This is a genomic window from Desulfacinum infernum DSM 9756 (assembly GCF_900129305.1).
In the GTDB taxonomy this organism is placed as follows: Bacteria; Desulfobacterota; Syntrophobacteria; order Syntrophobacterales; family DSM-9756; genus Desulfacinum; species Desulfacinum infernum.
On record NZ_FQVB01000025.1, the window covers coordinates 1 to 13,172 of the forward strand.

Sequence of the window (13,172 nt, forward strand, 5' to 3'; positions counted from 1 at the left end):
AGGATCTCTTCAATGCGATTTGCTAATCCTTTTAATTGTTTGGGCTCGAGGTCCAGCTTTCCCAAATTGAGAAGAGTCCTCTGCCTAGGCCCCTTGGGAGTCCTGTAGGACTCGACCAACTGGTGGTAGAAGTAGGTGGTTCCCGTTTGGTGATCTTTTTTTCTGACTCGTCGAATGAACATAGTAGCAGGACATTAGCATGAGGAGGGAAGGCGAGTCAATGCGGGCTGCCCTTTTTCTACCACTACACCGAATTTTCGGGGCCTCATCAACGACCTTTCAGATAGTTAGATGAGCAAAATCGGTACACTGTCGCACTATGCAGCATATAGATGACAAACTTGGGTGAAGGCGCCGGAAGGGGAAGGACGCCCGGAGATTGCGGTCCGACGCCTTCGAAACGCTCTGGGACCGGAGCCTCCCATGCTGGTCCTTCTTTCCGAGGGGCGGCTCCGCCGGGTCCGGGACATCCTTCGGGCAGGGGCCGACGACTACTGGATTCCTCCGTTGGAGGGCGCCCCCTTTGCCACGCGGCTCCAGTTGCTTCTGGATTGGCAGGAATCGGGACGGGGCGCCCGGAGAACCACCACCTGCGAAGACGAACCCCACTGGCTCCGCGTGTGCCGGCGGGGGCTGCGCCGGATCCGCGATTCCCTTTCCCTGTCCCGGGATGCGCAGCGGCCGGAGGCGGCGGAATCCGCCCGGTACCTGGGCCGGTGGGAAAAGGTGCGCCGGCTGGGATTTGGAAGCTTCGGGGAGGTCTGGCTCGTTCAGGAAAAGGACGGTGCCCGGGTGGCCGTGGCCAAAGTGCCTCACGAAGAGAAGATGAACCGGAAGTTTCTCATGGAGGCGGCGATCCTGCGGCGGCTGGCCGGGCATCCCAACGCGGTGGCGATCCTGGAAGTGATCAAGGTGGGCGGGAAGGTGGTGTTGATCCAGGAGTACGTTTCGGGAAGCACCCTGCAGGAGCTCCTGGACGCCGGGCTGGACCCTCAGGCCAAGGAGAACCTGTATATCCAACTGCTGGACGTGATGGCCTACGCGCATCGCCGCCATGTGATGCACCGGGACATCAAGCCGGAAAACATCCTGGTGACCCCGGCGGGGACCTTGAAGCTTCTCGATTTCGGAACCGCCAAGGACGTGACCCGCCGGTCCATCAGCAGCACGGTGATCGGATCCCGTCCCTACATGGCCCCGGAACAGATCCTGGGCCGGAGCCGTCAGGCCAGCGATGTGTGGGCGTTGGGCGTCGTGCTTTATGCCCTGGCCACGGAATACCTTCCGTTCTATTCGGAAAACGAAAAGGAACTGATGGACCTGATCCTGGAGTGTCCGCCGGAACCCCCCCGGGAACTGGAGCCGGATCTTCCCTCGGAGTTGGAAAAGATCATCCTCCGCTGTCTCGAAAAGGACTGGCAGAAACGCTACGCCCATGCAGAAGAGTTGCGGCAGGCCCTCATGGAGGCGTTTCCCGACTTCGGATCGGGCCACGTCCTTTCGTCGTAAGGCGTCAATCGTAAGGCGTCAGGCGGCGTGGTCCCGCCTCTGCTCCCCCTTTTCCAAAAGGGGGCCAGGGGGATTCCCCCTTAATCCTCCAATCCTTCAATCCTAGAATCCTTAATTCTTCGACCATCGGGGATCGTAGTGGGCGGTCACGTCGCAGACCATGATGAGGATGTCCACGTTCCGTTGGTGGATGTCCTTGACCAGACCCTCGATGACCGCTTTGCAGCCGAACCCGGCATTGCGGAAGGCCCGGATCGCCCCCACCGAATCCAGGGGGATTTCGGCCCAGAGCTTTTCCAGGCCGATTTCCGATGCCAGCTCCACCACCTCGTTGAGCATCATGGTGGCCAGTCCCCGGTTCTGGTACTTGGGAGACACCACGGTGCGCACTTCCCCGATGTGGCGCTTCCATCCATAGGGGATGCGGTGCAGGGTCACATCGGCGGCCACTTCTTCGTCGACCCAGGCCAGCAGGGGGATCACCCGGCTGTAGTCCAGTTCCTGCACCCAGTGGTGCACCACCTCCGGATCGCGCACATTGTGTCGGATGTAGAGGAGCAGTTCGTCGGGGAGGCCCTGGAAGAAGGCGAACAGGGCCGCCTCGTCTTCCACCGTCATGGGGCGGATGGTCACCTTCGTTCCGTCCTTGAGCCGGGCTTCTTTGCTTCCGAACATGGCTGCTCCTTTCTCCATAAGCGGTTGAAAGGCTTTCCTCCCACGGACTCCTAGATTCCGTCTTCCAGGCGAAGAGCCAGGTATTCGGGCAACCCGGCGCGGCGGATCTTTCGCTGCGCCGCCGCCACGTCGTATTCCACCGCTCGGAAGGTCACGGACGGGCGCTCCGTATCGAAGATCAGGAAGTGGGCCCGACGATCCTTTTGCCGGGGCTGTCCCACGCTGCCGGGATTGATGATGTACATGAGCTCCGGATCCAGCTCCATCTCCCGGGAGGAGATGTCCTGGGCCGTCACCTTGCCCCGTTGGTCCCGCACCCACAGCCTCTGCACGTGGGTGTGTCCGTGAAAGCAGATGCGCACCTGGGGGAATTTCTTCCGGAGCAGGTTGAAGATCCGCTTGGCCTGAAAGACGGTGAGGATGTAGGAGTGGGGAGTTTCCGGCGTGCCGTGACACAAGAGAACGCGTTGGTCCATCACCTGGTAGAGCGGCAGGGAGTACAGGTGGGACACGTGAGCGGAATGGAGCCTCGTGAGGGTATAGAGGAGGGCCTCGTGGGCCAGGACGTTGAAGGATTGGGCGATCTGCGGATCCACGGCCGCCAGGTCGTGGTTTCCCTGGACACCCACGGCGTTCCGGTCCCTCAGCATGTCCATGCATTGGTCGGGATCCGCGTTGTAGCCCACCAGGTCGCCCAGGTGCCAGACGGCGTCCACCCCCTCCCGGCGCGCCGCCTCCAGGACCGCCGTCAGGGCCTCCATGTTGCCGTGGATGTCGGAAAGCACGGCCGCTCGAGCCACGATCCCGCTCCCTCACACCACCAGCACCGGTTCCCGCAGGATCCGGTCGATGGCCTCCCGGGCCGAAGCGGCCAGTTCCGGGTGGCTTTCCGCAAGGGATTCCACCTGGCGCAGGTGGTCCGCGGTACGCAGCATCACCATGGCCAGATCCCCTTCGTCGATTCCCGTTAGATTCTTGACCACCTCCCAGGACTCCCCCTTCGCCCAGTGGTAGACGACCACCACTGTCCAGAAGGGAAGGGCGGGTGTTTCGAACCCTTCCTGACTCAACTTTTCCCGGAGACGATGGAGGGTTTTCATCATGGCGAAATAGGGTGTGGCCAGGTCCGGGTATTTCCAAATGAGGGCCGACAATTGCGACTCGCCCGGGCGATCGCGGTCCATGACGAACGGAGCGATGAGAGCGGCCAGGAGCGCCGGGTCCTTCTCGGGAAAGACCCGCCGGCGGATGCCTTCCGAGACGAGAAGCGGCTGGTCCAGGCGAAGCTTGGAGGCCCACAGTCCGTCCGACGTGAGATGCCCTTCTTCGGTCACGTAGCCCTCTTCCTTCAGGATGCGGAAGTGGTGTTGGAAGGAGCGCCACAAGGCTTCCTGGACCGACTGGATCTCCACGCGGTGGGCGAAGTAGCGCTGCACCAGCCGGGCAAAAGGATGCTTGGACGCCTTGTGGCAGGGCCCGAAGAGCTCGCAGCCCGTGCAGGGCAGCTGGGCCTTGCGCAGGGCGGTCTCGGCCAGGGTTCGCGTGGCCGACTGAAGGGCTTCGGGTCTTTCCACCGCGGAACCTTCCCCGAAAAGCGATCGGTAGCCCTCCCGCCGGCAATGTTCCATCAGATCCTGCCATCCCTTCTTGTCGTGGCGGTCCGGCAGGGAGGCCACCTTCCGGCCGATGTCCCGGATCTGGCGGGTTCGGACTCCGTGGGTGCGCACGGTGCCCCGGGACCACTGGAGCGGCGGCTGGAGCCGGACCGCCTCCACTTCCGGGGCGTCTTTTCCCGCAGGTTCGACCACCACGTAGAGCGTGCCGCGGCGGTTGAGAAAAAGTCGTCCCGGGGTGAGCAGACCCTGGGTGGACCATTCCAGGGCCTGCTTCCGGGCCAGTTTTTTGGCCTTTCTCTGTTCTTCCTGCAGGCGCATGAAGCGGGGCCGCACCTCGGCCAGGACGTCCATGGATCCACAGGCCATGTGGGGCTCCCACCGGGTCAGTTCCTGCTGAAAGGATCGGACCAGATCCCGAACGTGTTCCTCGCGGCTCAGGTTCTGATACGTGGCCAGGCTGCGGGCGAAAAGGGTTCGGATCTCCTCGGGTTCATGGGACAAGAGCAGGTTCAGGACCATGGAGAAATTCACCCGGATCTGGCTTTGGATGGCGTCCGGCGGGGAGCGGAGCAGATCGTGGATCAGCTCGGCCTTCTGGTACCGGCCGGGAACGACCAACACGAAGCCGATCTCGTCCATGCCCCGGCGTCCCGCCCGCCCGGTCATCTGGAGCAGATCCGTGGCGGAAAGGTCCACGAACTCCCGGCCGTTGAATCGATCGCTTTGGGGAACCACCACGGTTCGGGCCGGAAAGTTGACCCCGGCGGCCACGGTGGAAGTGGAGAAGATGGCCTCCAGGTAGCCTTCCTGCATGAGTTTTTCCAGCAGCAGCTTCCAGTGGGGCAGCTGTCCGGCGTGGTGAGCTCCCACCCGGCTTCTTCGCAGGATGGAGAGGTGTTTGTGGGTCTTGAGAAACGGCCACTGATCCAGTAGTTCCCGGAGGCGGCGGTCGAAATCGGCCCGTCTCTTGATCGCCGATTTCGGCACCGGCGGGCACAGGCCGATGGCCCGTTCGCAGTCCGCCCTGGACTTGAGAAAGAAGATGGCCGGCAGCAGGTCCGCCTGGCGAAGGGCCTCCAGGATGCGGGCGATGTCCGGAAAGTCCCTTCGTGAGAACTGGCGGGGATCCAAATCCCGGATGGGTCGGAAGAGGCCTCCCTTGCCGCCCAGCGGCGTCAGATCCCCGTGGGGGAACAGAAAGAGCGGGTAGAGTGGGACGGGTCTTTCCGTGGCGGCCACCCACAGGCATGGGGATTGCCTCAGCCATAGGAGCCAGTCGCAGATCTGCTGCGCGTTTCGGATGGTGGCTGACAAAAGGAGCAGCCGAACTCGTGCGGGAAGGTAGATGAGCACCTCTTCCCAGACCACCCCCCGGTCCGGGTCGCCCAGGTAGTGGGCTTCGTCCATCACCACCAGATCCACGGCCAGATCTTCTCCCCGGTGCATGGCATCGTAGAGCTGATTTCTCAGGATCTCCGTGGTTCCCACGATGATCGGCGCGTCGGGGTTTTCCTTTCGGTCGCCCGTTAGAATCCCCACGTTTTCCGGACCGAAAAGGGCGGAAAATTCTTCCAGCTTGGCGTTGGAAAGGGCCTTGAGGGGCGAGGCGTACCAGCTGCGGCCTCCCTTGCGAAACACTTCCCGGATGGCCTCGATGGCGATATAGGTCTTTCCCGCACCGGTGGGAGCGGTCACCAGCACGTCATGCCGGCGGACCTTTTCGATGGCCTCCACCTGGAAGGGATCGGGCACAAACGGGCGGGGTTCCGGAACCCCGATGCGGTCCAAGACCTTTCGCACCTTGGGGCTGATCTTGAGGCGGAATGTGTCCTGTCTCGATGGGTCTTTCGGAGGGGTCTTCTTTCGAGGGCCCCCGTGTCGGCGGCGCATCACACGCGTCGTTGTCTTCAAGTGAGGTTTGACTCCCTGGCTTTTAGATGGCGTTATGGATGGTCAGGTCATCCGCATCGTTGTATGGCTAACATGCCCGGGCGGCGACTTCAAGCGGAGAGGACCGAGGGGACGGATCCCTTTCAATCGGCATCCGGGGAGCTTGTGCGAAGGCGCTCCAGATGGCCGCGATTTTCGTGGCCCAGCCCTTCAGGGCCGCGGTGGAATCGTCACGTCCGGCGGGCTATCGTGTGTTGGCGGTCACTTCATCGGGGTGGGATGGGCCTTTCCGCAGGGCTGAAGCCCTGCGGCTACGAAGAGACCGGAAACGCCTTGGCCTCCGGAATGGGGGGCATTCTCGATCAAGCTCCCGGAGATCGTCGGGTGTTCAAAAACGGAGGCGAACATGGAAGAACTGGCGGTGCACGGGCCCTGGTTTCATCATAGCCTGCGGGTTCCCTTGTACGAGGTGGATCTGGGCCAGGGCGTCTATCACGGGAATTACTTTCACCTATTCGAGCTGGGCCGGGAGGCCTTCTTCAGAAGGCTGGGGTTCCCCTACAGGCGGCTCATGGAGCAAGGGCTTCACCTCACGGTGGCAGAACTTCAATGCACCTACCTCAAGCCGCTGCACTACGACGATCGGATCCAGGTGGGCATCGGCATTGTGCGAAGGGGACGCCGCAGCCTCTCGCTGGCTCACACCGTTGACCGGATCCTTGAGGACGAGAGCCGGGAGACGACCACCCGGGCGGTGCTGCACCTGGTGTGTGTGGGAAGGTCCGGCCCCATGCCGTTGCCCGACGCCTTGGCGGAAGTGCTGTCGCGGTGGATGGAGGGCCGGATTCCCTGATCGCACCCGTTCATCGCCGCTCCGGATCGCGGCCAGGGCCGCTCCTGCAAGGGAAGAGACGCATTGGCGTCTATTGGCGTTCATCCGCGGTTTTTTTCGCATGAACCCCGTGAAGGGGAGCCCGTGGCAACGAAGGATGAGGCGCACCGTTGGGAAGCAGACCCCTGTAGGGGCGAATGATTATTCGCCCCTACATGCCGCGCGCACGAACGCAACGAGCTCGCGTTTCACATCAAACTGATATGAAAGAGAACCGCGAATGAACGTAAATAGACGCAAATATGAAAGACTGGTATGTCGGAGCGGCGAAAGCCGCGATGAGAGTGGGCGGCCATTCAACAAGCCCGGTCACACAAAGCAAATCGCGCCTTGCGGCGCTCCCACAAAGGGCCCTTGACCCGGCCCACTCCTTCATCCATGCGGGGTGGCAGAAGGGGAGCCATGACTTGTTGGGTAGGGGCGGGGCCCCGTTCAGGCCGTTGTGGGGGTCACGGAGTGGCGGAGGCCAGCTCATAGCGTCGGATCTTGGGATCCGGCTGCAGGGTGGCCACCACCATGAAGAGCTTCTCCCGGAGGCCCAACTTGGCCGCCAGTTTCTTGGGGATTTCCAATTCCTGAACCTGGCAGGGCTGCTTTCGGAGCAGCCTGTCGCTTCCGTCATAAAGCAGCACATGGAACCGGCGATTCATGAGGTCCTGGGATCCGCTCAGCAGGTACTGGACCACCAGGACGGCTCCGTCGCCCTTGAGTTTCATCCATTCGGAAAATTCGCCTTTCGGGTGCACCGTGGTCCGGTACAGGCGCACCGAAGCCGCCACGGCCGGGGACCGTTCCGTCCCGCCCAGGAGAAGTGCGGCTTCCTCAGGGGACAAGGCCTCCAAGTCGGCCTGGGGCACAGCCTGGCGGACCAGCTGGACCATCGCCTCTTCTTCCTTGGTCCCTGCGTCCACATACAAGTCCGCCCGGGGGGTTGTCTCGTCCAAGGACATTTCCCGGCTCGCCAAGACCTCTTCGATCCGGGCGACCTGCGTCTTGGGAATCCCCGCAACTCCCCCCGGAATCTCAAAAAAGATCGTGGCTCCCTTCTCCCAGCAGTAGGGGACCTCTACCCGGTTTCCGTCCTTGAAGGTGATGCGGAAGGTGGCCGCCTCGGCATGCACGGCCCCGGCGAGACAAAGCGCCATGATCAAACAAGACGTGCCCAACCAAAGCATCCCCGTTCGTCTCAGCCCCTTCATGGATCCTGCCTCCTTCCTGTTGTCATGGGCCGCCCCCGCGTGTCCCGATCCCTGACCATGCGGGCCCATTTGCCGTATCATCCTTATTTTGCTATAGACAGTTTCACTTTTTGCGAATATGGACCTGAGTGTGCCAAATTCGGATCAAAAGGCCAACCTCAATGTGTAATAGGTCATCCGATACCATCCTTTCACCTTAACGGAGGAACACAAACGAGTGCTGAAGAGAATCATCCATTTTTTCCGCGATCTATTCCGGTCTCCGTCCCGGAACGTTGCCGTCGAACCGTCCGAACCAGTCCAATCGACCGATCCCGTCGAGCCGTCCGATCCCCCCGTCCTGCCTGAAGCCCGAAAGGCTCGCTCCGATGTGGGTCAGGGGCTTCCCTTTGCCGATCTGGATCTGGCGCCGGAAATTCTCAAGGGTTTGCACGAGGCGGGCTATGTCCGCTGCACCCCCATCCAGGAAAAGTCCCTTCCCATCACCCTGAAGGGAAAGGACATCGCCGCCCAGGCCCAGACGGGAAGCGGCAAGACGGCCGTTTTTCTCGTGACCATCTTCCAGAAGCTTTGCGGTCAAAAAGAGCTTGCGGATGCCTGCCACGCGCTGATCCTGGCCCCCACGCGGGAACTGGCCTTGCAGATTCAGGCGGATGCCGAGCTGCTCGGAAAATACCTTCCCCTGCGCACGGCGGCCATCTATGGGGGCGTGGGCTACCAGACCCAGATTGAGGCTCTCAAGCAGGGAGCCCACGTGGTGATCGCCACCCCGGGCCGGCTCATCGACCTGATGAAGCAGGGGCTCTTTCGTCCCCAGGATGTCTCCCTGCTGGTGATCGACGAGGCGGACCGCATGCTGGACATGGGTTTCGTCAAAGATCTGCGCTACATCATGGGCAAACTCCCTCCCTATAGTCGTCGGCAGACCATGCTTTTTTCTGCAACACTTTCTTTGCGGGTGCTGGAACTGACTTACCAGTACATGAACGTCCCCGAAGAGGTGGTGATCGACCCGGAAAAGCTGGTGGTGGAGACGATCCACCAGGAACTTTACCACGTGGGCCGGCCGGAAAAGTTCTCTCTCTTCCTGGGGCTGCTTCAGAAAGAAAAACCGGAACGCGCCTTGGTCTTTTGCAACACCAAGGTCCAGACCAGCTGGGTGGCCGATCGGTTGGTGGGAAACGGCTACCGTGCCAGGGCCATCACGGGGGATCTGCCGCAGGCCCGTCGCATCAAGCTGCTGGAGAGGTTCAAGGCCGGCGAGATCCAGATCCTGGTGGCCACCGATGTGGCCTCCCGGGGCCTGCACGTGGAGGACGTCACCCATGTGTTCAACTACGACGTGCCCCAGGATCCCGAGGAATTCGTTCACCGCATCGGTCGTACGGCGCGCGCCGGCAAGGAAGGAAGGGCCATCACGCTGTGTTGTGAAGACGACGTGTACGCCCTGGAAAACGTGGAAAAACTCCTGGGAAGCAAGATCCCGGTCGAATGGGCCGACGATGATCTGTTCGTTGCCGACAAGGCGAAGAAAAAACGAACACGACGGCCGCCTCGTAAAAGAAAAACCGGCTCCGGGCCTCCGGAAGCCAAGGCCGGCAAGGAAACCCCGACCGCTCCGAAGCGAAGACGGCGACGGCCTCGCAAGAATAAGAAGCGGAAAACGGAAACGGCCGCCGACGGCGGCAAGTGAGAGGGTGCGGATCATGAACATCTTTATTTCAGGATCCCTGGCCTACGACCGCATCATGGACTTTCCGGGCCATTTTGCGGATCACATCCTGCCTAATAAGATCCACATGCTGAACGTGTGCTTCAACATCAACGGGCTGGTGGAAAAGTTCGGCGGGACCGCCGGGAACATCGCCTACACCCTGGCGCTCTTGGGCGAAAAACCGTCCATTGTGGCCACGGCCGGAGAAGACTTCGACCGCTATGAAAGCTGGTTGGAGCGAAACGGCCTGCCCCGGAAGTGGATCAAAAGAATTCCCGGCGTCTTCACCGCGGGGGCCTACATCACCACCGACCTGGACGACAACCAGATCACGGCCTTCAATCCCGGGGCCATGGCCTTCGAGGCGGACCTTCCCGCCTTGGACGACGGTGCGCTGCCCGCCCTGGTGCACATCGGCCCCGGAAACAAGAACGACATGCAGGGGTTGGCCGAACGCTGCCGTCGGGCCCGGGTGCCCTTTGTCTTCGATCCGGGCCAGAGCCTCAACATCTGGACGGGAGAGGAGATCGCCCGGGCGGTCCGGGGGGCCCTCTGTTTCATTTCCAACGAGTACGAACTGAGTCATTTTCTCAAGATGACCGGCTGGCGGGTGGAAGAGCTTCGCCGGCAGGTGTCCATGGTGGTCACCACCCGGGGGCCGGAGGGCAGCGTGCTGCATCTGGAAGGTGAGGATACTTTCGTTCCGGCGGTGACTCCCGAGCAGGTGGTGGATCCCACGGGAGCCGGTGACGCCTACCGGGCGGGATTTCTGAAGGGATTGGCACTGGGAAGGGATGCCCTGGTGTGTTGCCAGATGGGCAGTGTGGCCGCCTCCTTTGCCGTGGAACGCCACGGCACCCAGGAACATTTCTTCCGTCTCCAGGATTTTCGCCGGCGCTATGAGGCTCACTTCGGCCCGCTGGATGGGCTTCTGTCCGAAGCCGCGACCCTTTAGACCCTTCATTTGGACGGGAGGCGCGGCGTCGTTCCGTTCGTGCACGGGGATTGACGGGGCGAACGATCTTCGCCCCTACCGTTTCCCACCCTGAATAGCCTGCTCAAAGCTGAATTGGACGATTCTTTCTCATGGAAAGGTCCTGAAGGGCGTGCGTAAAGCCCGCCCCCACAAAAAGGCACGGACCCTTTGGGTAGGGGCGGGGTTTATCCCCGCCCGCTCATCACGCGGTGTAAGAGACACCCGAAGAAAAGATCGCTCAGTTAAATGTGAAAGAACGGCCAATGAATGCAAATGGACGACAATGGCAATGACCGGTGTGTGGGAGCGGCGAAAGCCGCGACGCGGGTGGCCGGCCATTTCGTGGCGGTGAGCCCGCTCCCGGTTCATCGCGCCTTGCGGCGCTCCCACAGAAGGCCCTTGCCCCGGCCCACTCCTTCATCCATGCGGGGTGGCGCAAGGGGAGCCATGACTGTTAGGTCAAAGCTCACTGGGTCAGGAGCTGCCGGCGGCGCAACTCCTTGATCTGGTCCCTCAGGGCCGCGGCCTTCTCGAACTCCAGGGCCGCCGCCGCTTCCTTCATGTGCTTTTCGAGAACCGCGATGCGCTCGTCCAGGGAATCGCCTGCGCTCTCGAACAGCGCCCGGGCCTCTTCCGCCAGATCCTCGGAAACGAAAGCCTCGTCCCGGGGCCGGTATTCCGCCAGAATGTCCTGGATCTCCTTTCGGATCGTGTGGGGGGTGATTCCGTGGGCCTCGTTGTAGGCGAGCTGGATGGCCCGGCGCCGTTCCGTCTCGTCCACGGCCCGCCGGATGGAGTCGGTGATGTGATTGGCATAAAGGATCACCGTGCCGTCCACGTTCCGCGCCGCCCTCCCGGCCGTCTGGATGAGCGAGCGTTCCGAGCGTAGAAAGCCCTCGTTGTCCGCGTCCAGGACGGCCACCAGCGACACTTCGGGGATGTCCAGTCCCTCCCTTAACAAGTTGATGCCCACCAGAACGTCGTACTCACCCAGCCGAAGATCCCGCACCAGTTCGATCCGCTCCAGGGTGTCGATGTCCGAATGCATGTAACGCACGCGGATGTGGAGCTCGGACAGGTACTCGGTCAGGTCCTCCGCCATGCGCTTGGTGAGCGTGGTCACCAGAACCCGCTGGCCGACGGCCACCCGCTTGCGGATCTCCCCGATCAGGTCGTCCACCTGGTGATCGGCCGGACGGATCTCCACCTTCGGATCCACCAGACCCGTGGGGCGGATGATCTGTTCCACCACATGCTCGCCCGAGCGCTCCAGTTCATAGGGCCCCGGCGTGGCCGAGACATAGATCACTTGGCGCACCTTGGCTTCGAACTCCTCGAAGGAGAGCGGCCGGTTGTCCAAAGCCGACGGCAGGCGGAATCCGTACCGGACCAGCGTTTCCTTTCGGGACCGGTCGCCTCGATACATGCCCCTGAGTTGAGGCACGGTGATGTGGCTCTCGTCGATGAAGAGCAGAAAGTCGTCCGGGAAGTATTCGAGCAGGGTCGGAGGCGGCTCTCCCGGGCGGCGGCCTGTGAGGTGCCGGGAATAATTTTCGATTCCGGGGCAGTAGCCCAGCTCCTTGAGCATCTCCAGGTCCAGGCGCGTGCGTTCCTCCAGCCGCTGGGCTTCCACCAGTTTGCCCGCCGCCCGCAGTTCGTCCAGACGCAACGTGAGTTCTTCCTGGATGGACCGGAGGGCCCGTTCCAGAGTGGCCCGGTCCGTCACATAATGGCTGCCGGGGTAAATCGCCACTTCCTGCAGGGTTCTGAGGGTGCGGCCCGTGAGGGGATCGAATTCCTTGATCACGTCCACCTCGTCCCCGAAGAATTCGATCCGCACGGCCCGGTCCTCTTCATGGGCCGGAAAGACCTCCACCACGTCTCCCCTCACCCGGAAGGTTCCACGGTGGAAGTCCACATCGTTGCGTTCGTAATGGATCTCCACGAGCTTCCGCAGCACGGCGTCCCGGTCCGCCTCCATGCCCGTCTTGAGCCACAACAGCATGTCCCGGTAGGTTTCCGGTGCGCCCAGGCCGTAGATGCACGAAACGCTGGCCACGATGACCACATCCCGCCGTTCCAGCAGGGCCCGCGTGGCCGAATGGCGCATCTTGTCGATGGTCTCGTTGATGGAGGCGTCCTTGGCGATGTAGGTATCCGTCTGGGGCAGGTAGGCTTCCGGTTGATAGTAATCGTAGTAGGAGACAAAATACTCCACGGCGTTTTCGGGAAAGAAGGCCTTGAACTCGCCGTAGAGCTGAGCGGCCAGGGTCTTGTTGGGGGCGATCACCAGGGTGGGACGCTCGACCTTTTGGATCACATGCGCCATGGTGAACGTCTTTCCGGATCCCGTCACCCCCAGCAGGGTTTGATCCCGCACGCCCCGGCTCACGTTTCGGACCAGGGCCTCGATGGCCCGGGGCTGATCCCCGGTGGGATCCCAGTCGGCCTTCAATCGAAAAATGCTCATGAAAAAGCGGCTCCTTGCGGTTTGGGTCGAGGCATAAGTAAGGGCTCCCGGCGCAGGGTGTCAAGGCTCACGGGCTGTGACGAGTGATGGGAGTTAGTCCCCCCATTTTTCAAAGAGGGGCTTGCCCGGGACGAGAGGCGAGAGTAGCTTCAGTAGGCAGGGGATTCCGAAGAGGTTGCGGCACGGGTTGTGGTGGGGAGGGAGTGGCTTGATCAACGGAGAAGTTGGATT

10 protein-coding genes are annotated in these 13,172 nt (G+C 61.9%); 4 read left to right on the forward strand and 6 right to left on the reverse strand.

The genetic code is table 11. The annotated features are described in order from the left end of the window. Positions 1–182: IS1634 family transposase N-terminal domain-related protein (locus BUB04_RS20405; protein WP_492215219.1), on the reverse strand; the 182-nt coding region annotated here is incomplete at its 3' end. Between the two features lie 241 nt (positions 183–423). Here BUB04_RS20405 and BUB04_RS12450 point away from each other — a divergent pair. Further along, positions 424–1,509 carry a serine/threonine-protein kinase gene (locus tag BUB04_RS12450; RefSeq protein WP_143156472.1) on the forward strand — a complete coding sequence of 362 codons (1,086 nt, stop codon included), beginning with the start codon at positions 424–426 and terminating at the stop codon, positions 1,507–1,509. Positions 1,510–1,620: 111 nt separating this feature from the next. Here BUB04_RS12450 and BUB04_RS12455 read toward each other — a convergent pair whose 3' ends face one another. The 3 genes from BUB04_RS12455 to BUB04_RS12465 are packed head-to-tail and all read right to left on the reverse strand — an operon-like array spanning position 1,621 to position 5,711. Next, a complete protein-coding gene (locus BUB04_RS12455) occupies positions 1,621–2,184 on the reverse strand; it encodes a GNAT family N-acetyltransferase (protein ID WP_073039993.1) in 564 nt (187 codons plus the stop codon). Between the two features lie 50 nt (positions 2,185–2,234). Continuing rightward, the gene (locus BUB04_RS12460; RefSeq protein WP_084076463.1) at positions 2,235–2,984 is read right to left on the reverse strand and encodes a metallophosphoesterase family protein; all 750 of its coding nucleotides are present in this window, start codon (positions 2,982–2,984) and stop codon (positions 2,235–2,237) included. A 12-nt stretch (positions 2,985–2,996) separates the two neighbouring features. Further along, a complete protein-coding gene (locus BUB04_RS12465; protein WP_143156473.1) occupies positions 2,997–5,711 on the reverse strand; it encodes a DEAD/DEAH box helicase in 2,715 nt (904 codons plus the stop codon). A 385-nt stretch (positions 5,712–6,096) separates the two neighbouring features. On the opposite strand from BUB04_RS12465, the gene BUB04_RS12470 reads away from it, so the two are divergent. Further along, positions 6,097–6,543: an acyl-CoA thioesterase gene (locus BUB04_RS12470; protein ID WP_073039997.1), complete on the forward strand. Its 447-nt coding sequence runs from the start codon at positions 6,097–6,099 to the stop codon at positions 6,541–6,543. Between the two features lie 488 nt (positions 6,544–7,031). On the opposite strand, the gene BUB04_RS12475 is transcribed toward BUB04_RS12470, so the two are convergent. After that, the gene (locus BUB04_RS12475) at positions 7,032–7,781 is read right to left on the reverse strand and encodes a hypothetical protein (protein WP_073039999.1); all 750 of its coding nucleotides are present in this window, start codon (positions 7,779–7,781) and stop codon (positions 7,032–7,034) included. A 217-nt stretch (positions 7,782–7,998) separates the two neighbouring features. On the opposite strand from BUB04_RS12475, the gene BUB04_RS12480 reads away from it, so the two are divergent. Continuing rightward, on the forward strand, positions 7,999–9,474 hold the full coding sequence (locus BUB04_RS12480; protein ID WP_218588446.1) for a DEAD/DEAH box helicase: 1,476 nt from the start codon (positions 7,999–8,001) through the stop codon (positions 9,472–9,474). Positions 9,475–9,487: 13 nt separating this feature from the next. Continuing rightward, on the forward strand, positions 9,488–10,450 hold the full coding sequence (locus tag BUB04_RS12485; protein ID WP_073040101.1) for a carbohydrate kinase family protein: 963 nt from the start codon (positions 9,488–9,490) through the stop codon (positions 10,448–10,450). 487 nt (positions 10,451–10,937) lie between these two features. Here BUB04_RS12485 and uvrB read toward each other — a convergent pair whose 3' ends face one another. Next, positions 10,938–12,941, reverse strand: coding sequence for an excinuclease ABC subunit UvrB (gene uvrB, locus BUB04_RS12490; RefSeq protein WP_073040001.1), 2,004 nt, complete (start codon positions 12,939–12,941; stop codon positions 10,938–10,940). Positions 12,942–13,172: the final 231 nt, after the last annotated feature.